The 19,615-nt window shown below is 64.5% G+C and carries 21 protein-coding genes; 8 read left to right on the forward strand and 13 right to left on the reverse strand.

Annotation, left to right across the window (positions count from 1 at the left end; all coding sequences use genetic code 11):
- Nucleotides 1-93 precede the first annotated feature (93 nt).
- The 6 genes from MRBLMC3_RS19500 to MRBLMC3_RS19525 all read left to right on the forward strand — a co-directional run bounded on the left by MRBLMC3_RS19500 (nucleotide 94) and on the right by MRBLMC3_RS19525 (nucleotide 7,530).
- Nucleotides 94-1,311: an argininosuccinate synthase gene (locus MRBLMC3_RS19500; protein WP_363739976.1), complete on the forward strand. Its 1,218-nt coding sequence runs from the start codon at nucleotides 94-96 to the stop codon at nucleotides 1,309-1,311.
- Between the two features lie 184 nt (nucleotides 1,312-1,495).
- Entirely contained in the window at nucleotides 1,496-2,116 is a 621-nt protein-coding gene (locus MRBLMC3_RS19505) for an EF-hand domain-containing protein (protein ID WP_363831526.1), read from the forward strand.
- Between the two features lie 71 nt (nucleotides 2,117-2,187).
- The gene (locus MRBLMC3_RS19510) at nucleotides 2,188-2,907 is read left to right on the forward strand and encodes a response regulator (RefSeq protein ID WP_133653850.1); all 720 of its coding nucleotides are present in this window, start codon (nucleotides 2,188-2,190) and stop codon (nucleotides 2,905-2,907) included.
- Nucleotides 2,904-4,259, forward strand: coding sequence for an ATP-binding protein (locus MRBLMC3_RS19515; protein WP_363752964.1), 1,356 nt, complete (start codon nucleotides 2,904-2,906; stop codon nucleotides 4,257-4,259). Before MRBLMC3_RS19510 ends, MRBLMC3_RS19515 begins: the two co-directional genes overlap by 4 nt.
- Nucleotides 4,260-4,649: 390 nt before the next feature.
- Entirely contained in the window at nucleotides 4,650-5,039 is a 390-nt protein-coding gene (locus MRBLMC3_RS19520) for a winged helix-turn-helix domain-containing protein (RefSeq protein WP_363739970.1), read from the forward strand.
- A gap of 112 nt (nucleotides 5,040-5,151) precedes the next feature.
- A complete protein-coding gene (locus MRBLMC3_RS19525; RefSeq protein ID WP_363831529.1) occupies nucleotides 5,152-7,530 on the forward strand; it encodes a TonB-dependent receptor in 2,379 nt (792 codons plus the stop codon).
- Between the two features lie 82 nt (nucleotides 7,531-7,612).
- On the opposite strand, the gene MRBLMC3_RS19530 is transcribed toward MRBLMC3_RS19525, so the two are convergent.
- The 13 genes from MRBLMC3_RS19530 to flgB form a co-directional block, all read right to left on the reverse strand.
- Nucleotides 7,613-8,668: a flagellar motor protein MotB gene (locus tag MRBLMC3_RS19530; protein ID WP_363831532.1), complete on the reverse strand. Its 1,056-nt coding sequence runs from the start codon at nucleotides 8,666-8,668 to the stop codon at nucleotides 7,613-7,615.
- A 3-nt stretch (nucleotides 8,669-8,671) separates the two neighbouring features.
- Nucleotides 8,672-9,535, reverse strand: a complete 864-nt coding sequence (gene motA / locus MRBLMC3_RS19535; RefSeq protein ID WP_007682571.1) for a flagellar motor stator protein MotA — start codon at nucleotides 9,533-9,535, stop codon at nucleotides 8,672-8,674.
- Nucleotides 9,536-9,816: 281 nt separating this feature from the next.
- Nucleotides 9,817-10,662: a flagellin gene (locus MRBLMC3_RS19540; RefSeq protein ID WP_133653845.1), complete on the reverse strand. Its 846-nt coding sequence runs from the start codon at nucleotides 10,660-10,662 to the stop codon at nucleotides 9,817-9,819.
- Nucleotides 10,663-10,679: 17 nt separating this feature from the next.
- Nucleotides 10,680-12,014: a flagellar hook-associated protein FlgK gene (gene flgK, locus MRBLMC3_RS19545; RefSeq protein ID WP_133653844.1), complete on the reverse strand. Its 1,335-nt coding sequence runs from the start codon at nucleotides 12,012-12,014 to the stop codon at nucleotides 10,680-10,682.
- Nucleotides 12,011-12,328 carry a rod-binding protein gene (locus tag MRBLMC3_RS19550; protein WP_363831535.1) on the reverse strand — a complete coding sequence of 106 codons (318 nt, stop codon included), beginning with the start codon at nucleotides 12,326-12,328 and terminating at the stop codon, nucleotides 12,011-12,013. The genes flgK and MRBLMC3_RS19550 overlap by 4 nt, the downstream gene beginning before the upstream one ends.
- Nucleotides 12,328-13,428: a flagellar basal body P-ring protein FlgI gene (locus MRBLMC3_RS19555; protein ID WP_414714670.1), complete on the reverse strand. Its 1,101-nt coding sequence runs from the start codon at nucleotides 13,426-13,428 to the stop codon at nucleotides 12,328-12,330. Before MRBLMC3_RS19555 ends, MRBLMC3_RS19550 begins: the two co-directional genes overlap by 1 nt.
- A gap of 14 nt (nucleotides 13,429-13,442) precedes the next feature.
- Nucleotides 13,443-14,114, reverse strand: a complete 672-nt coding sequence (locus MRBLMC3_RS19560) for a flagellar basal body L-ring protein FlgH (protein ID WP_363831540.1) — start codon at nucleotides 14,112-14,114, stop codon at nucleotides 13,443-13,445.
- 8 nt (nucleotides 14,115-14,122) lie between these two features.
- The gene (flgG, locus tag MRBLMC3_RS19565) at nucleotides 14,123-14,911 is read right to left on the reverse strand and encodes a flagellar basal-body rod protein FlgG (RefSeq protein WP_133653840.1); all 789 of its coding nucleotides are present in this window, start codon (nucleotides 14,909-14,911) and stop codon (nucleotides 14,123-14,125) included.
- A 63-nt stretch (nucleotides 14,912-14,974) separates the two neighbouring features.
- The gene (locus MRBLMC3_RS19570; RefSeq protein WP_363831543.1) at nucleotides 14,975-15,715 is read right to left on the reverse strand and encodes a flagellar basal body rod protein FlgF; all 741 of its coding nucleotides are present in this window, start codon (nucleotides 15,713-15,715) and stop codon (nucleotides 14,975-14,977) included.
- Nucleotides 15,716-15,774: 59 nt separating this feature from the next.
- A complete protein-coding gene (locus MRBLMC3_RS19575) occupies nucleotides 15,775-16,617 on the reverse strand; it encodes a flagellar hook-basal body complex protein (protein WP_363831546.1) in 843 nt (280 codons plus the stop codon).
- An 83-nt stretch (nucleotides 16,618-16,700) separates the two neighbouring features.
- A complete protein-coding gene (locus MRBLMC3_RS19580) occupies nucleotides 16,701-17,357 on the reverse strand; it encodes a flagellar hook assembly protein FlgD (protein ID WP_363831548.1) in 657 nt (218 codons plus the stop codon).
- The gene (gene flgC, locus MRBLMC3_RS19585) at nucleotides 17,354-17,764 is read right to left on the reverse strand and encodes a flagellar basal body rod protein FlgC (RefSeq protein WP_133653836.1); all 411 of its coding nucleotides are present in this window, start codon (nucleotides 17,762-17,764) and stop codon (nucleotides 17,354-17,356) included. The genes MRBLMC3_RS19580 and flgC overlap by 4 nt, the downstream gene beginning before the upstream one ends.
- A gap of 2 nt (nucleotides 17,765-17,766) precedes the next feature.
- A complete protein-coding gene (gene flgB / locus MRBLMC3_RS19590; protein WP_133653835.1) occupies nucleotides 17,767-18,135 on the reverse strand; it encodes a flagellar basal body rod protein FlgB in 369 nt (122 codons plus the stop codon).
- Nucleotides 18,136-18,396: 261 nt separating this feature from the next.
- On the opposite strand from flgB, the gene MRBLMC3_RS19595 reads away from it, so the two are divergent.
- Together MRBLMC3_RS19595 and MRBLMC3_RS19600 are read left to right on the forward strand one after the other, a co-directional pair.
- Nucleotides 18,397-19,065 carry a MotA/TolQ/ExbB proton channel family protein gene (locus MRBLMC3_RS19595; RefSeq protein WP_133653834.1) on the forward strand — a complete coding sequence of 223 codons (669 nt, stop codon included), beginning with the start codon at nucleotides 18,397-18,399 and terminating at the stop codon, nucleotides 19,063-19,065.
- Nucleotides 19,062-19,556, forward strand: a complete 495-nt coding sequence (locus MRBLMC3_RS19600; protein ID WP_363831551.1) for an OmpA/MotB family protein — start codon at nucleotides 19,062-19,064, stop codon at nucleotides 19,554-19,556. The genes MRBLMC3_RS19595 and MRBLMC3_RS19600 overlap by 4 nt, the downstream gene beginning before the upstream one ends.
- Nucleotides 19,557-19,615 lie beyond the last annotated feature (59 nt).

Here is a 19,615-nt window from a genome sequence, read left to right on the forward strand (position 1 = left end):
TTCCGCCGATCCGGTTGCGCTGGATCGTTCGGCCTGATACCGGCCCGCCGGTAGTTGCATGGCCGCCCAGGCCCGCCTCAAGGAAAGTTGCCCATGTCCGACAAGATCAACCGCATCGTTCTTGCCTTCTCAGGTGGGCTGGATACCAGCGTGATCCTGAAATGGCTGCAACAGACCTACCAGTGCGAGGTCGTGACCTTCACTGCCGATCTGGGGCAGGGCGAGGAACTGGAACCGGCACGTGCGAAGGCACGGCTGATGGGTGTCAAGGAAGAGCACATCTTCATCGACGACCTGCGCGAAGAATTCGTGAAGGATTATGTGTTCCCGATGATGCGCTCCAACGCGCTCTATGAAGGGCTCTATCTGCTCGGCACATCCATCGCCCGCCCGCTGATCGCCAAGCGCCAGATCGAGATCGCGAAGCTGATTGGCGCGGATGCGGTGTCGCACGGTGCGACGGGCAAGGGCAATGATCAGGTGCGCTTCGAGCTTGGCTATTACGGCCTTGCCCCCGACATCAAGGTGATCGCCCCCTGGCGGGAATGGGATTTGACCAGCCGCACCAGGCTGATCGAATTCGCCGAAAAGCACCAGATCCCGATCCCGCGCGACAAGCGCGGCGAAAGCCCCTTTTCGACGGATGCGAACATGCTGCACACCTCTTCGGAGGGGAAGGTGCTGGAAGATCCGTGGGAGGAAACCCCGGACTATGTCTATTCGCGCACCGTCAATCCGGAGGATGCGCCTGACGCGCCGGAATATATCACCATCGATTTCGAGCGTGGCGACGGCGTGGCGATCAACGGCGTGGGCATGAGCCCGGCGACGCTGCTGGAAACACTCAACGAATATGGCCGCAAGCATGGCATCGGCCGGCTCGATTTGGTTGAGAACCGCTTCGTCGGCATGAAGTCGCGCGGCATGTATGAAACGCCGGGCGGCACCATCTATCATCTGGCGCACCGGGGCATCGAGCAGCTGACGCTCGATCGCGGCGCGGCGCATCTGAAGGATGAACTGGCGCCGCGCTACGCCGAGCTCATCTATAACGGCTTCTGGTTCTCGCCGGAGCGCGAAATGCTGCAGGCGGCGATCGACCACAGCCAGGAGAAGGTGACCGGCACGGTTCGCCTGAAGCTCTACAAGGGTGGGGTTTATGTCGTTGGCCGCAAGTCGCCTTATTCGCTGTACAGCGAGAAGGTCGTGACCTTCGAGGATGATGCGGGCGCCTATGACCAGCGCGACGCGGCGGGTTTCATCAAGCTGAACGCGCTTCGCCTGCGCCTGTTGGGCCGTCGCGACCGCTGACCGCCTTCCGTCCCCGGCGTCGCTATTGTTGGTGCGCCGGGGAAAGGAAGACAGGCATGGTTCGCGATACAAATTGCGACATTTATCGGGCCTGATGACAAAGTTGCGGGACAAAACTCCCCGATAAGCGTTTTCAAGGACGGCGGAGCGCCGTTCGTGACAGATGCTTTGAAGGAAGACTCGAATGATCCGCAAATTCATGACTACGGTGGCGCTGGGTTCGCTGTTCGTTGGCGGGCTGGCGGCCAGCCATCTCGCCTTCGCGCAGGAAGGACCGCCCCGCGCCGGCGGCCCTCGCGGCGGTGGCATGCTGATGATGGCCGATGCCGACAAGGACGGCACTGTCACCAAGGCGGAACTGACGGCCGCGCTGGACGCCCGCTTCGCCAGGCTGGACGTCAACAAGGACGGCAAGATTGATCAGGCGGATCGCGATATCCTGCGCCAGCAGCGGCTCGATGCGCGCTTTGCGGCTCTGGATACCGACAGGAACGGTCAGATCAGCAAGGCGGAATTCGTCTCCGGGCATGAAGGCCGGGAGGACCGTATCGGCGGCCATGGCGGCCCGGATCGTGGCGGCTGGGGTCATCGCGGCCCCGGCATGCGCGGCGGCCCGGACGGTGGAATGGCGAAAGACGGCGTGATCACCAGGGCGGATTTCATGGCGCGCCCCCTCGCCATGTTCGACAAGGCCGACACCAACCATGACGGCAAGGTGACCGCAGAAGAGATGAAGGCTGCGCGGCAGACGTTCCGCGATGGTTGGAAAGACCGCAAGGGGCCGCCCCCGCCGCCCGCCGATTAAGGGCTGGGCCGAAGGCGTCGATGGCGCCTTCGGCCTTCCCACCTGCTTCCAGCCATGACAAGAACCGGACCATGAGCGAACGACCCCATTTGCTGCTCGTCGACGACGAGCGCTCGATCCGCGAGCCGCTGGCGCAATATCTTGTCCGCAACGGCTTTCGCGTGACGGCCGTCGAAAACGCGGCGGAAGCGCGGATGCGTCTTAAAGCCAATGCCATCGACCTGGTCATTCTGGACATCATGATGCCGGGTGAGGACGGGTTGTCGCTCTGTCGCCATATCCGGGAAACGAGCGAGATTCCGGTCATCCTTCTCACGGCGAAATCGGAAGAGACGGACCGCATCGTCGGGCTGGAAATGGGGGCCGACGATTATGTGCTGAAGCCCTTTTCCCCGCGCGAGCTGGTTGCCCGCATCAAGGTGATCTTTCGCCGCGTGGCGACCGGTGGGCAGCGCGTCACCGCGACTGATGGCGCCACCTATGCTTTCGCCAACTGGTTGCTCAAGACGCAGGAGCGCACGCTGGTCGATGGCGAGGGTGTGGCGCTGCCGCTGTCCACGGCGGAATATAATCTGATGCTGGCCTTCGCCACCCGGCCCAATCAGGTGCTGAGCCGCGACCAGTTGCTGGACATCACCCAGGGGCGGGAGGCCAATGCCTTCGACCGGGCGATCGACAACCAGATCAGCCGCCTGCGCAAGAAGATAGAGCCTGATCCCAGGAACCCGACCCTCATCAAGACGGTGTGGGGCGGCGGTTACACCCTGTCCGCGGACGTGCGCAAGCTGTGAGGCGGCTGCGCCTGTGGCCGCAGGGCGTCGTCGGCCAGATCATCATCCTTGTCGCGCTGGCGCTGTTCGTGGCGCAGGCGATCAATTTCACCCTGTTGCTGCGCGAACGTCAACGGATCGAGCTTACCGCGCAGACGGCTCCCGGCGTCTTTCGCATCGTCGACGCCCTCGACAGCCGGCCGGACCAGCGCGCCGGGGATGAGGCGGACCGGCGGGGACGGGTGCGCTTCCTGGACGCTGCCCCGCCGTTGCAGGGCCAGTCCCGACCGGACGTGGAGCGTCGCGCCAGGGCGATGTTCGACGATGTCGGGCTTTCGGTCCGCTCCATCCATGCGGCCGAACAGCCGCAGTTGCTGCCCCTGCGGCGCTGGGACAATTTCCGCATGCGCGCGGGCGGAGACAGGCATGGTCATGTGCATGTGACCCGCCTGGCCATGGCCGTCGAATATCAGCCGGGAAAATGGGCGCTGACGCAGACGCGCATCGGCGACCGGCCGCCACGCTTTGGCGGCTGGCTGGTGGGGCAGACGCTGATCCTCTACGCGATCGTGCTGCTGCCTCTGCTGTGGGTTGGTCGCAGGCTGGCGCGGCCATTGAAGCAGTTGACCGCCTCGGCGGAACAATTCGCCCTTACCGGATCGGCCGATGCAGTGGAGGAGCGCGGCCCCGGCGACGTGCGGCAGCTCACCATGGCCTTCAATGCGATGCGCAGCCGCATCTTCGCGATGCTGAACGAGAAAGACCGGATGCTGGGCGCGATCGGCCATGACCTGCGCACGCCGCTGGCCTCGCTGCGCGTGCGCACCGAATCGGTGGAGGACGAGGGCGAGCGCGCCCGCATGTCCGAGACGATCGAGGAGATGAACCGGATGCTGGAGGATATCCTCTCCCTCGCCCGCGCCGGGCGCAGCAGCGAAGCCCGGCAGAAGGTGGACCTGTCGGCGCTGGCCGATGCCGTGGTCGAGGATTTTCTGGAGCTTGGTTCCCCGGTCGACCTGGCCGACAGTGCGCGCGCGGTGGCCAATGTCCGTCCCCAGCAGATTCGCCGCGCCCTGCGCAACCTGATCGAAAATGCCATCGTCTATGGCGAGCGGGCGCATGTTTCGGTCGAACGGGCGGACGGCGCGGTCCGGTTGATCGTGGCGGATGACGGGCCAGGCATAGCCGAGGAACGGATGGCGGAAATGATGGAGCCCTTCACCCGGCTGGAGGGCTCGCGCAACCGGGAAACGGGCGGGGCGGGCCTGGGGCTGGCGCTGGTGCGGGCGATCATGATCGAACATGGCGGCGCGCTGAAACTGGCCAACCGCGCGCAGGGCGGGTTGGAGGCAAGCCTGGTCCTGCCGGCCTGAAAATGGCTGTTTTCCGCCGAAGTTCACAGTGTATGCGCGCGCGTGCCTGCGCGCGCATAGGCGTGGTGGGCGGGATATGAACGTTTCAAAGAGGGGTGGGCGATAGGCCCGCCAGCGTGCAATAGGACAGGCAGAACTGGCATGTTCGGAGGAATAGGATCTTTTGTTGGGCTCCTGTTGCCCCTGGGTCACACAGGCTTTGGCGAGTGTCCTTGGCCGGGAGCGGCGGTGGCAGGTGGATCGGGATCCGGCACGTGCCTGTCGATTTCGCTATTGGGCAATGATATCGAAAGTCCCCGGGCCAATAGCGGGCCGATCACCAGATCAGGATGAAAATGAAACAGGGCTTCCGCAGAAAGAGCAGCGCTCTCGACAAGAGGGATTGTTGAGGTGGACACCGGCCGGCTGAAGATCAAGTTGCAGCTTCATTGCGGGAGCAGCTTTGCGATGGGGCCGGGCAAGGCGGCCCTGCTCGAGGCGATCAAACGGGAGGGCTCGATTTCCGGAGCCGGCCGGGCGCTTGGCATGAGCTACCGGCGTACATGGTTGCTGGTGGACGAGATGAACCGCTGTTTTGCGGAAAAGCTGGTCGAAACCTTGTCGGGCGGTGGACGCGAACGCGGCGCACGCGTCACGGAACATGGTCTGGCCGTGCTTGCCGCCTATCGCGCCCTGGTCGAGGAAGCCTCTGCGATAACCCGAAGCCCTGCCTATTCCGAACTGACGAAATTGTTGCTGGCAGCGCCGCGCAACGGCGAGGCCGAAGGCTCCCCCGACTGACCAGCCCCTGATCATCGCGATCCCCCATTGTCGCGACTTGCAGTGCCAATCCATCACTGTATACGGTGGAATATAGAGATTCGGGTGGCATTTCCAAAAAAAAGGGGCATTCATGCATTTATCCGTGCGTGCGCTGGCGTTCGGCCTGGGCGTTCTGACTATCGTCGCACCGGCCTGGGCCGAGGTTCCCGGAGCGCCGGATGCAACGCCGGATGCAGGGGCCGAAAGCGCAGAATCGGGTGGCCTGCCGCAGATCATGGTCACTGCCCGGCGGCGCGTGGAAGACAGCCAGTCCGTGCCTGCGGCGATTTCCGTCGTTGACGGCAAGCTGCTCGATCAATCCTATACGGTGAACACCGGGCAACTGAGCCTGCTTGTCCCGTCGCTCAATTACAGTTCGGCAAACCCGCGCAACACCGCCTTCACGATCCGGGGGCTCGGCAGCAGCGTCGTGGCGGTCAGCCAGGCGAATGACGGGCTGGAGCCCGGCGTCGGCTTTTACGTCGATCAGGTCTATCACGCACGGCCCGCCACTGCCGCTTTCGACTTCACCGACATCGACCGGATCGAGGTGCTTCGCGGCCCGCAGGGCACGCTGTTCGGCAAGAACAGCACGGCAGGAGCGATCAGCATCACGACCAAACTGCCGACCTTCACGCCCGAAGCGCAGGAGGAATTATCCTATGGCAGCAATGATTTCCTGCAGGCCAAGGCATCGGCGTCGGGGCCGATCACCGATAGCCTCGCCTTCCGCCTGTCGGGCCAGTCGACCCGCCGCGATGGCGTCATCCACAATGTCGTGACCGGGCGCGACCAGAACAGCATGGGCAACCAGGCCGTTCGCGGCCAGCTTCTCTACAAGCCTTCCGAAGATTTCCAACTGCGCCTGATTGCCGATTTCACCAATTTCGAAAGCGCATGCTGCACGCAGGTCTATGTCCGGGTTGCGCCGACGCTGAAGGCGGCGGCCCGCCGATATGCCGCGCTGGCGGCCAATGTGCCGGGCGGACCCTATGCGCCGCCCAGCCTCAACCCTTATGACCGGCTGACCGACATTGATGCCGCCCTGGGCGTCAAGACGAATGAGGGCGGCGTTTCGGCCATCCTGGACTGGAAGCTGGGGCTGGGCACGCTGACATCGGTCAGTGCATGGCGGTTCTGGAACTGGGACGCGGCGAACGACCGCGACTATACCGGCATCCCGATCCAGCTCGTCCAGCACATCCCCTCCCGCCAGGACCAATATAGTCAGGAGTTGCGGCTGGCCTCCAATGGGGAGGGGCCGTTCAGCTATGTCGCTGGCCTCTATTTCTTCCGCCAGAAGATCACGGGCCGTCCCATTTCCATCTATGGTCCGCGCGCGGCCTATTGGTTGCTGTTCGCGGATTCGAACCTGCTTGACGGCTATGGCACCGACGGACGCACCGATTTCCGCTCCGACAGCTATGCCGCCTTTGGCGAGGTGAACTGGCGGCCGACGGATCGCCTGACGCTGACGGGCGGGCTTCGCTATACCTATGAGGAGAAGGAGGGCGCCTATGACAGCTTCACCTTCGGCGGCCCCGCCAATGTGACGGCGGCCCAGCGCGCGAGCCAATTGTCCATATTGCGCGGGCAGAGCTATGCCGCCAGCGACAAGGACGGCGATGTCACGGGCCGCGCCAACATCGCCTATCAGTTGAGCGAGGATGTGCTTGGCTATGCCAGCTATGCGCGGGGCGGGAAATCGGGCGGGATCAACATGTCGGGCCTGCCGCTGAACAACAACAACCAGCCCGCGCTGAACACCGCCGTCATCAAGCCGGAGAAGAACAGCGCTTATGAGATTGGCCTCAAGACGAGCCTGTTCAGCCGACGGCTGATCGCCAATATCGACGCCTATTATATGAGCGTGCGGGATTTCCAGACGAACGTCACGGATACCGGCGCGGCTGCGGCCTTGCGCACCTATCTCGCCAATATTCCCAAGGTCAGGGTGAAGGGCGTCGAAGCGGATATGATCGCGCTCGTCACGAAGGATCTGCAATTGCGCGCATCGGCGGCCTATGCGGACGGAAAATATATTTCCTATCCGAGCGGCCCCTGTCCGATCGAGGCGATCGGAACCGGAACGTCCGCCTGCGACCTGAGCGGCAGGGGCCTGTCGGGCCTGCCCAAATGGTCCGTGACATTGGGGGCTGATTATAGCCGGTCGGTGGATCTGTTCGGCAGGAAGGGCGCGTTCTTCCTTCATGCGGATTCCAGTTCACGAACCCGCGTCTTCGGCGATCCCACGGCGTCGGCCTACACCGTCATCAAGGGATATACGGTGGTGAATGGTAGTGTCGGTCTGCGCGCAGGGAACGGATTTGAAATCGCGTTGTTCGCGCGCAACCTGTTCGACAAGGACTATATGCAGAACCTGACCATCCAGGCGGGCAATTCAGGGCTGATCGTCGGAACGCCAAGCGACCCGCGCACGATCGGCCTGACCCTGCGGATGCGGCAATGATGCCTTCGATATGAAGGTCGTGGGTGTCATCGCGTCCAAGCCTGCCCTGGCACCCGGCAAGCATTGAGCCGGACAGTTCGGCTCAATGCTTGCCGGGCTTGTTCGATGTCCCCGGCGCGGTCGGGTTGATCAACTGCGCCCCTGCGGGCAGGCTGGTGCCGCCCATGTCGAGCTTTTGCGCTTCGGCCCGGGCCACGGTCTTCGGGTTGTCGCGCTCCTTGATGGCTGCCTTCGTCTCTGCGTCGAGCTGCGAGTCCGCATCGCCGTCGTTCGCGCCGGGGCTCCAACCCAGGATGATCGACATGCGGCGGTTGCGCGGGTCGTAGACATCGCCCTTGGCGAAGGGTTCGCGGTCGGCGACGCCCTCTATCCGGGCGAAGCGGTCATTGCCGATGCCGCTTGCCGCCAGCGCCTTGCGCGTTGCTTCGGCGCGGGCGGATGACAGCATCCAGTTGTTCATCGTCTGGCCGGCGCTGTAGGGCAGGCCGTCGGTATGCCCGCGCACGATCAGCGGATTGGGCATGGTCCTGATGGTCGCCGCGACCTCGTTCACCAGTTCGCGCGCCTGCGGCAGCAGACGGTCCGTGCCCATGGCGAACATCGCGAAGTCCGCCTCGTCGATCAGGTCGATGCGCAGTCCTTCCCGCGTTTCGGTGAAGCGGATGTTCTTCAGCAGTTTCCGGATGGCCTGGCGGCGGGCCATGCGCGCCTCCAGTTCCTTCTTGATCGATTCGAACCGGGCCCGGTCGGCGGCCTTGGTGGCCTTGCCGCCCTGGTCCTTGGTGCCCGACGCGTCGCGCGGCATGGTGATGGCCATATTGCCCTGGCCGCCGGTGGTCGGATAATTTTCCTTGCCCATCATGCTGTCGCCGCCGAACATGCCGTTCGAACCCGCGGAGTTCTCCTTGAGCTGCACCAGGGTCGGGGTGAAATAGTCGGCCAGGCCCTTGCGCTGCTTTTCCGTGGTCGCGCCCAGCAGCCACATCAGCAGGAAGAAGGCCATCATCGCCGTCACGAAGTCGGCATAGGCGACCTTCCACGCGCCGCCATGATGGCCGCCATGGCCGTCGACGATGATCTTCTTGACGATGATCGGCCGTGGTTCGGGCTCGTTCGCGCCGCGCTTCTTCTCGGCCATGGCTTATTTGCCCCGCATGCCGTCGAACACCTCGGCAAAGGCCGGCTGGTTCGCGTGGGTCAGGCTGGAACGCGCGGCCTCGATCACCAGCGGCTGCGGGTGGCCGTGCAGCGAGGCGACGATGATCTGCTTGACGACATGGTACATGGAACCGTCCGCCTCGATCACGGCGCGGCAGCGGTTGGCGAAGGGGTTGACCATGCCATAGGCGAGCAGAACGCCCAGGAAGGTGCCGACCAGCGCCGAACCGATCATGCCGCCCAGGATCGCCGGGGGCTGGTCGATGGAACCCATGGTCTTCACCACGCCCAGCACCGCCGCGACGATGCCGAGGGCAGGCAGCGCGTCGGCCAGTCCCTGAAGATTGTCGGCGGGACGCAGCGCTTCGTGGTGATGGGTCTTGAGCGCATTGTCCATGACCTCCTCGACCGCGTGCGGATCGAGCGTGCCGGAGGAGACGACCACCAGCCGCAATGTATCGCTGATCAGGTGGATGAGCGTCTTGTCGCCCATCAGGCGCGGATATTCGGAGAAGATGGTGGAGCTTGCCGGATCCTCGATATGCGGTTCCAGCGCCACCGGGCCTTCGACGCGCAGCGTCTTCATCAGCTTGGAGACGAGGAAGATGCAGTCCAGGAAATCCTGCTTCTTGTATTTGGGGCCCTTGAAGACCTTCCCCAGGCCGCCGCCCAGCGCCTTCAGGTCGCTGCCCGAATTGCCGATGATGAGCGCGCCGACGGCCGCGCCGCCGATGATGATCATTTCATGCGGCAAGGCGTGCAGAACCGGGCCGATGTCGCCGCCTGTAAAGATGAAGCCGCCAAATACCATGGCGAGCAGCACGACCAGGCCGATGATTGCGAACATGATTATCCCCGAATTCCGCCCGAAGGCACCGTCTTGACCGAGCATCGCATGAAAGACGCTCTCGATTGGTTAATACGGCTTGGCGATGCCGTGATTTAGGGCGCCGGTCGAAAAATCGATCACGATGATTTCGAAGAAGAAGGGGCGCCCGTTCAAGAGCTTGGCCGCGAGATTGCTCCGCGCGCCTGGAGAGCGCCGGGTCAAACCGGACGCAGGACGCGCGCTCCGGGTTTTGCATCGTTCCAGGCGGGAAACCGGTTCCCGCCTTTCGGTACGATACCTTATTTGAGCAGGTCGAACAGGTTCTGCTGGTTGATCCGGGCAAAGGCGGACTGGGCCGCCTCAAGCTGGAGCAGCTTGGCCGAGACCGAGGAGATCACATCCTGAAGATCGGTCGATTCCAGCCCGGAACGCCGTTCCTTGAGGTCGAGGTCGACATTGGTGAGGCGCGTTCCGATCACGTCCAGCCGGTCGCTGCGCACGCCCTGCTTGGTCTGTTCCAGGACGATGTGGTTCTGGGCCGCCTTGATCGCGTCGAGCCCGGCCGCGACGTCGCTGTCGGTGCCGCTTTGCAGGGCGGTGATGCTCTGGTCCAATATGGCGTCGAGCGTCATCGGCGTGCCGTTGACATCGATCCCCTCCGACACGTCCTGCCGGGTGCCGACCACGGCGAGATTGAGGCCGCGGCTGACCGGGACCAGCACGCTCTGTCCGTCGTCGAAGGCGGGGACACCGCTGTAATCCTTCTGGTTGAGCAGCGAATCGATGGTGGAGCGGATCGTCGTCATTTCCTGGACGATGGCCGTCTTGTCGGTGGCGTTGAGCGATCCGTTGCGGGCACGGGTCATCAGTTCCTGCGCGCGCGTCAGCAGGGAGTTCATCTCGCCCAGATTGGCCTCGGCCGTGTTGGCGCGGGCCGTGCCGGTGCTGATGTTGGACTGCCAGGCGGCCTGTTGCGCCTGCGCGCGGCCGATGTCCGACACCTGCACCCAGGCGAGCGCGTTGTCCGACGGCTTGTTCAGCGTCACGCCGGTCGAGATCGCGGTCTGGCCATCGACGATGTCCTGCGACAATTTCTGCTGACGGCGAATCTCGGCCAGAAGGATCTTGTTGGTGATGCCGACCATGGTCCCGTTGCTCCCGTTCAGATGATCTGCAGAATGGCGTCGACAGTTTCCTTCGCAACCTGAAGGATCTTGGCGCTGCCCGAATAGGCCTGCTGGATGCGCAGCAGTTCGGCCGCCTCCATGTCCAAATCGACGCCGCTGACCGCCTCGCGCGCGGCCACGGCCTGGTCGCTGCGGTTTTGCGCCGTGGTCTGTTCCGCCTTGGTGGAGGAAAGGAGGTTGGCGTGCGTCGCGATCAGGTTGGTCCAGCCTTGCTCGACACTGCCATTGCCGCGCAGCACGGTCGATACGGTCAGCAGATTGCCGTTGGGGGTGCCGTCCGTCGCCTTGGTGGCAAGCTGCGCGGGATCGCTGATGAGGGCGGTCACGGTCGCGGCCGTCGTTCCGGACAGCAGCGGCCCGCCGGCGGTTCCCGCATCGGTGCGGCCCTGCGCATGCCAGTTGTTCATGTTCGTGACGAACTGCTGCGCCAGCGTATCGAGACTGGTGCGGCGTTGGGAGACCGTGTCGGCGGCCGAGAACAGCCCGCCCAGCGTGCCGCTTGTCGGTGCGGCGAGAGCGGTGCCGCCGCTGGTGGCAAGCGAAAGCGTGCCGTTGGCATTGGCGGTGAGGGCCAGCGGCGTGGCGCTGCTGCCTTGCACCAGCGTCTGTCCGTTCAGCATCACCTGCGCCTGGTCATGCGTGCCGAAGCTGATATCGACATTGAGATTGGTGGACAGGGTGCCCAATGCCGCGTCGCGGCTGTCGAGCAGCTGCGCATAGGCCGATGTGCCCGGCTGCGCGCGCAGCAGGCTGTTGTTGATGTCGGCGAGGGCGGAGAGCGCCTGGTTGACCGTCGTCACCGAGGACTGCGCCTCGGTCGCGATGCCGTTCGACACCTGGCCCAGGTCGGCCGAAGTCTGGTTGAAGGCCTGGGCGACGCGCCCGATGCTGTCCAGCGTCGTCACGCGCAGGGAATTGTCGCTGGGGCTCGCGGCCAGCTTGTCCATATTCTGGAACATGCCGGTCATGAGCTGGCCGACGCCGGTTTCCGTGTCGTTGAGCGCCGTTTCCGAATCGGTCAGCCAGCGCATCCGCGCGACCGCGCTGCCCAATTGCATGTTGGTGTAGCGCACGGTCGCGTCGAGATAAGGATCGGTCGCGCGGTTGACGCTCTTGACCTCTGTACCGCCGAAATTGGCGCGGGAGATGTAGACGGCCATGGTCGCGGTGGAGGAGCCGGATTCCATCGTCGTCACCGATCGGCGGGAATAGCCTTCGGTGCTGGCGTTGGCGATGTTTTCCGAAATCGCCGCCATGGCGCTGCGATAGGCCTTGGTGCCCGACGCGCCGATGATGAAGAGGTCGCTCATTCGCCCTTGCCCATATTGGCGGCGGCGGGCGCAGGGGCGCCGACCTTGGCGCCGAACTGGCGCATCAGCATTTCCGCTATGCCCAGCGTGCCCCGGTTCGCCATGCTGTCGGCGGTGCGGGCGTCGGCCATGTCGCGGAACTGGTCGGTGGCGCTGGAATCGCTGATGCCCTCGGCCAGGCTGGCCGAGCGCATCGCGCCCATCATCTGGCGCAGGAAGATCGCCTCGAACTGCTGCGCCGCCTTTTCCAGCGCAGCCTTGTTCTGCGTTCCGCCTGGCTGGCCCGTCGCCGTCGAAGTCCCGTCTATCCGCATCACAACACCACCAGTTCAGCCTTCAGCGCCCCGGCCTGTTTCAAGGCTTCCAGGATCGCGACCATGTCCGCGGGGGAGGCGCCGATGGCGTTCACCGCTTTCACTATATCGGCCAAAGAGGCTCCACCTTTAAAATTGATCATCGGTTTCTTTTCCTGATCGATCGAAATCGAACTGGATTGCTCGACCGCTGTCTGCCCTTGCGAGAAGGGTGCGGGCTGGACAACGCGGGGCGATTCGTTGACGCTGACGGTGATCTTGCCATGCGCGATCGCGGCGGGATGGATCTTCACCGCGCCGTTGATGACGACCGTGCCGGTGCGCGCGTTGACGATCACCTTCGCCGGGGCGTCGGCGGGCGAAACCTCGATATTCTCGATCATGCCCATCATCATGATGCGGTCTGAAGCGCCCGGCGCGGCGTCGATCGTGACCGACACGGCGTCCATGGCCCTGGCGCGATGGTCGCCATAGGTGCGGTTGATGCCGTCCGCGACCCGAAGGGCGGTGGTGAGGTCCGCTTCGGACAGGTTGAAGGTGAGGGTGGGGGCGGTGTCGAAGCCGGTCGCGACCGCGCGTTCCACCGTCGCGCCGCCCGGAATGCGGCCGGCGGAAGGAATGTTGACCGACACCTGGCTGCCGTCCGCGCCGGAAACGCCCAGGCCGCCGACGGCGAGGTTGCCCTGCGCCATGCCGTAAATCTCGTTATCCGCGCCGCGCAGGGGCGTCATGATCAGCGTGCCGCCGCGCAGCGACTTGGCCTTGCCCAGCGCGGAGACGGTGACGTCCAGCCGCTGGCCGGGCTTGGCGAAGGCGGGCAGGTCGGCGGTGACCAGCACGGCCGCCGCGTTCTTGAGTGCGGGGTTGATCCCCTGCGGCAAGGTGAGGCCGAAGCGCGAGACCACGCCCTTCATGCCCTGTGTCGCATAGTCCAGGCTGTCGTCGCCCGTGCCGGCAAGGCCGACGACGATGCCGTAGCCGGTGAGCTGGTTGGGACGCACCCCCTGGAAGGTGCCCAGATCCTTGATCCGCTCGGCATGGGCCGGAACGGCGAAGAGGGCCATGAGGGGCAGCAGGAAGCGAAACAGCAGGCGGGTCATGGCGCGCATGTCCATCAGAAGGGGCTGATCATGGAGAAGAAGCGCTGCAACCAGCCCTGGCGGCTGGCGCGGGCGATTTCTCCCTTGCCGGTGTAGATGATCTTCGCGTCGGCCACGCGGGTCGAGGCGATGCGGTTGTCGGGGCCGATGTCGGCCTGGCGGACGAGGCCGCTGATCTGGATGAACTCGTCCCCGCGATTGAGCGTCAGCGCCTTTTCGCCCTTCACCAGCATCGTGCCGTTGGGATAGGTCGCCGCGATCGTCACGGTGATCTCCCCATTCAGGGCGTTGGACTGGGTCGCGGCGCCCTTGCCGGTGAAGCTGTTGCTGCCGCTGGAGCCGATATCGCTGGCGGAGAATATCTTGGAGAGCGGCCCGGTGCTGGGCGGCGTCAGCGCGATGCTGCCGTCGCGGCTCGTGTCCGCGCTGTTGCTCTTGGTCGCCTGCGTCTTTTCGACCAGGACGATGGTGATGATGTCGCCCACGCTGGTCGCCCGCGCCCCGCTGGTGAGCGGGGTATAGCCCATCGACGCCTGGAAGATCGAGCCGTTGGCGGGCGGAGCGGCCGGGGCGGCAACCACGGTCGGGGCATAAAATTGCCGTTCGGCGTCGCGCTTCTTGCCGGCCATGGCCGGGGAGGCGGAAAGGGCCGTCGCGAAGAGGAGGAAAATGGCCGTTCTGCGCATCGCTATGCTCACAGCTGCTGGTTGACGTACTGGAGCATTTCGTCGGTCGCCTTGATCATCTTGGAATTGACCTCATAGGCGCGCTGCGTCTCGATCATGTCGACCAGTTCCTCGACCACGTTGACGTTCGAGGTTTCGAGATAGCCGGAGCGGACGACGCCGCGCCCGTCCAGCCCGGCGACGCCGACCTGCGGCGTGCCGCTGGCGGCGCTTTCCTTGAGCAGGTTGCCGCCAACCGCCGTGAGCCCGCCCGGATTCATGAAGCTCGCGAGCTCGATCTGGCCGAGCTGGGTTGGTTCGGTCTGCCCCTGAAGCGTGGCGGAGACGGTGCCGTCATTGCCGATGGTGACGCTGGTGGCGCCTTCGGGAACCGTGATCTGCGGGATCAGCGGCAGGCCATCGCTGGTGACGACGACGCCTTCGGCCGTGGTCGTGAAATTGCCGGCGCGGGTATAGGCGATCGAGCCGTCGGGCTGCTGCACCTGGAAATAGCCCGAACCCTCTATCGCCATGTCCAACGTGTTGCCGGTCTGGTTGAGCGTGCCCTGGCTGTTGATCTTGGCCGTGCCCTGCATCGCGACGCCCGAGCCGAGGTTGAGGCCGGTGGCGAACTTGTTCTGGCTGTCGCTGTTCGCGCCCGCCGCCACGATCTGCTGATAGGCCAGCGTCTCGAAATCGGCGCGGTCGCGCTTGAAGCCGGTGGTGTTGACGTTCGCCAGGTTGTTGGCGATCACGCGCATCTTCGTGTTCTGCGCGTCAAGGCCGGTGCGGGCGACATGAAGGGCGGCGTTGGTCATCGTCTATCTCCCTGAGGCAGGCTCATGCCATCATGAGAAGCAAGAGCCGTGCCAGATCAGTCATCAGTCCAGCCGCATCAGTGATGCGCCGCCGTCGTCGAGCTGCTTGGCGGTGTCGATCATCTTGACCTGGGTTTCCCAGGCGCGGCTCGCCTCGATCATCTGGACGAGGGCCGACGTGGCGTTGACGTTCGATCCTTCCAGCGATCCGCCGGTCACGCTGGCGAGCGGATCGTCGGGAAGGGCGCCGCCATTGACTTCGCGAAACAGGCCGTCCGTGCCCTTGGCTATGCTGGAGCCGACCGGGCTGACCAGCTTCAGCTTGTCGACCTGTTGCGGATTGGCGGGATCGCCGCCCTGGGGAACGCCCCAGATGCTGCCATCCTTTGCGATGGAAACGCTGTCCATCTGGGGCAGGGTGATGGGGCCGCCATCCCCCAGCACGGGCATGCCGTCGCCGGTGGTGAGCAGGCCGCTGTCACTGACCTTCAGGTCACCGCGGCGCGTATAGGCTTCGCTGCCGTCCGCGGCCTGAACGGTGAGCATCGCATCGCCGTTCATGGCCACGTCCAGCGGATTGCCCGTTTCCGTGACCGCGCCTTGCGCCATGTCGGCGGCGATCACCTGTTCGGATGCCTGCGCCCGCGTGTCGAAGGTATCGCCCTTGATCCAGCGTGTCTCGGCATTGGCGATTTCCGCGCGGAAGCCGGTGGTGTTGACGTTCGCCAGATTGTTGGAGATCGCCGCCTGCCGCGCCATCGCGCCGCGCATCGCGGTGAGTGCCGTGTTGACGAGCCTGTCCATGGGGGATTCCTTGATCCGTGGGCTTTTTCAGAAGATGCTCAGCCTGGCGAGGCGAACTGTCAGCTCCGCATGTTGACGATGGTGGTCGAGAGCGTATTGGCCGCCTCGATCGCCTTCGAGTTCGCCTGGAAGTTGCGCTGGGCCGAGATCAGGTTGACCAGTTCCTCGGTGATGTCGACGTTGGAGCGTTCCAGTGCGCCCGAACGGATCGAGCCGAACAGGCCGCTATTGCCGGTGCCCAGCATCGGCGTGCCGCTGGCGTTGGTGGCGGTCCAGTGGGCGTCGCCGCTCTGGCGCAGGCCTTCCTGGCTGTTGAAGGCGGCGATCGCGGTCGCACCCAAATAGACGGTCGATCCGTCGGCATAGACGCCGGTGATCTTGCCTTCTTCGGTCACGCCCACGCTGGTGAGCTGGTTGCCGGTGCCGCCGTCGGGCCAGTTGGTCGGAACTTTTAGGTCGGTCAGCGAAGCCGGGGTCAAGGTGCCTGTCACCGTCGGAGCGCCGGTGGTGGGATCGAGCGGGATCACCTGAAGACGCGCGCCGGTGGTGTCGACCACATAGCGGTTCTCCTCGACCGAGAAGGCGCCGTTGCGGGTATAGCCCACCTGATTGTCGGCGCTGCGCTTCACCGTGAAGAAGCCTTCGCCGGTGATGGCAAGATCCAGCGTCTTGTCGGTGGTCTCCAGCGTGCCCTGGGTGAATTGCTGGTTGATCCCCTGCGAGCGGACGCCCTGACCCGCGACCTGCGTCGTGGTCTGCATCGGCGCGGCAGCGAAGATGTCGCCGAACACGGCCTTGCTCTTCTTGAAGGCGGTCGAGTTGACGTTGGCGACATTGTTAGCGGTGGTCGAAAGGTCGGTCTGGGCGGCCTTCAGGCCGGAAAGCGAGATGTAGAAGGACATGGCGTTGCTCCTTGGGTGAAAGGAATTTGGGGGTGAAAGGAATGTGGGGGTGAAAGGAATTTGCGAGTGAAAGGATATTGGGGTCAGGCGAGGGAGATGGCGTCGGCCGGCGAATAGGTGCCGAGCGGGGTGATGAGTTTGGATGCACTGCCGTCGGCGGGTGACTGCACGGCGGCGATGGTGGCCCAGCTCGCGACGCGGCTGGGGGAAGCGCCGTTGACCCTGATCTTCAGGGCATCGGTGGCGATGGTGTTGCCGGCCTCATCCTTGCCGTTCCAAAAGAAGTTCACGTCGCCCTTGGCCTGGTTGCCCAGATCGATCGTCTTCAGGACATTGCCGTTGCCGTCGATCAGGTCGACCGAAGCGCCGCTGGTGGCGTCCGCGAAGCTGACCTGGCCCATATATTGGCCGGCGGCATCGGGGGCGGCGATGTTGCTCTTGACCAGCATCGACTTGCCGATCCAGCTTGCTGCGTCGCCCAGGCGCGATCCGGTGAGCTGAGAGGCGAGGCCCTTCAGCGTCTGGTTCATTTCCGCAATGCCGCTGCTGTTGGTGATGGTCGCCATCTGGGCCACCATCTGCGCATTGTCGACGGGTTCGAACGGGTCCTGCGTCTGCATCTGCGCGGTCAGCAGGCGCAGGAAATCCGCCTGCCCCATTTCCGACTTTCCCGTCCCGACATTGGCATAGGGATTGTAGATCGAAAGACCCGCGCTATCCGTTGCGGTGGTGGTCGTCATTTGCCGATCCTTATGGTTTCGAGCATCAGGGACTTGGCGGTGTTCAGCACCTGCACATTGTTCTGGTACATGCGGGCGGTCTCGATCATGTCGACCAGTTCCGCACTGCTATCCACGGCGGCCTCCCAGACATCGCCATTCTTGTCCGCCAGGGGATGGTTGGGATCGTGGCGCTTGGTGGGCTGGGCATTGGTGGTGACGACATTCTGCACCTTGACGGTGGAGACGCCGGGGCTGTCGGTGACCGACTGGAACACCGGCTTGATCGCGCGATAGGCCTCCGCCGCGCTGCCGGTGACGTTGCCGGCATTGGCCATGTTGGAGGCCGTGGCGTTCAACCGCACGAGCTGCGCGCTCATGGCGCGGCCGGCGATGTCGAAGACGTTGAGGGGACCTGAACCGCTCATGCTCATTCTCCCTTGAGCGCACGGGTGATGGTGTTGATGCGGCCCTCTAGGAAGGAGAGGGTCGTGCGATATTTGACGGCGTTTTCCGCGAACAGCGTCTGTTCGGTGCTGAGTTCGACCGTATTGCCGTCAAGGCTGGGTTGCAGCGGAACGCGATAGCCCATGGTGTCGTCGACCGCGCGCGACACGTCGGCGGCCGACTTGCCCTGTTGCGTGGTGGCTTCCTTGAGGGCGGATTCGAAGTCGATGTCGCGCGCCTTGTATCCCGGCGTCGAAGCATTCGCGATATTGGACGCGAGCAGGGACAGGCGCTGCGAGCGAAGCGCCAGCGCCTTTCCATGGATCCCGAACAAACCGTCTTCCAGCGACATTTTCGTCTTTCCGTTTTTTCGCCCCTCCGGGCCTAAAACATTCGTCTCCCCCGTCGTTCTGAGGCCTGATGGCGTGAACCACGGGTGATCCAGCCTGATATTCGCAAGAGCCGTGCCAATTTGCGTGGGTGACGCATCGGCATGACGGCCAATGGCGGAAATCCGGGGGATTGGGTGGTGATGGCGGCAAGGGCGGCAAAATTTTGCCGACGGGTGGCAGCGCTTTGCCGCCGGTCGGCTGGGCGTGAGCGGGGACGGAAAATGATCGGGATCATGGCGCATTTGTTCGACCCTTTGACCATGCTGGCCATGGTTGCGGGTGTCGGGCTGCTGGCGCTGTTCCAGAATGGCGTGCACGGGCTGGGGCGGGCCTTTGCCGCACTTGTTCCGCTGTTGCGCGCCGATCCGGCACGGGACCGGGATAGCGCGCGGGCGGCCATGCTGAAGATCGATCAGGTCGCGCAACTGCGCGGCCTTGCCTGCACCGACCGGGTGAAGACCGCCAATCCCTATCTGACCGAAGCCGCGCGCCGGCTCGCCAATTGCGAGAAGACCGAGCAATTCGAAATCTGGGCCGCGCAGTCGCTGGCCGACCGGGCGCAGCGCCACGGCGCCGCCTGCAAGGTCTGGCTTTCCATCGCCGATGCCGCGCCCGCGCTGGGCATGGCGGGAACGATCATCGGCCTGGTCGGCATGTTCGCCGCAATGGACGATCCTGCCGCGCTGGGGCCTTCCATGGCGCTGGCGCTCCTCACCACCTTCTATGGCGTGGTCATTGCGAATGTCGTCGCGGCGCCGATCGCGATGCGGCTTGCCGACCTGTCGGAGCGGGAACTCGCCTGGCAAAAGGAGGTCACTGACCGCATGGCCGCCATCGCGCGGCGCGAAAATGTGCCGACGCGCCGCGCTTCGATCCGCGAGGTGGCATGAATATCTCCGCCCTTGCCGGGGCACGGCGCGGCCGGTGGGCGATCAGCTTTGCCGACCTGCTGCTGTTGCTGCTCGGCTTCTTCGTCATGCTTCAGGCGAGCGGCCAGCGGCGCGACGCCATGCTGGCGCAGGTGCGGCAGCAATTTGGCGGCGAGGCGAGCAGCCCCATGGAAATCCACGCGGCCGAACTGTTCCTGCCCGGTGAGGCCTTGCTGACGGAACAGGGGCGGGCGCGGCTGAAGATCGTGGCGGATCGCTATGCCCGTGGCCGTGAGCGGCTGGAGGTGAGCAGCCATGGCACGGATGCGGCGCGTCAGCGGTTCGATGGCTGGGATCTGTCGGCGGCGCGGCTGGGTGCGGTGGCGCGGGCGCTGAAGGCGGCGGGAATAGCGGGCGACCGGCTGGTGCTGCGCGGGCTTGACCAGCTGGATGGCGCGGACGGCAAGGGGCAGATGATCCTTATCGCGCCCGATGTCCGGCACGACCGCTGAGGCCTGCCCCGGGGGCATCGGCGGCCGCCATGTTCCAACATGGCACGAATATTGCGTAG

Origin of the sequence: Sphingobium sp. LMC3-1-1.1 (genome assembly GCF_040676285.1) — a bacterium.
GTDB lineage: Bacteria > Pseudomonadota > Alphaproteobacteria > Sphingomonadales > Sphingomonadaceae > Sphingobium.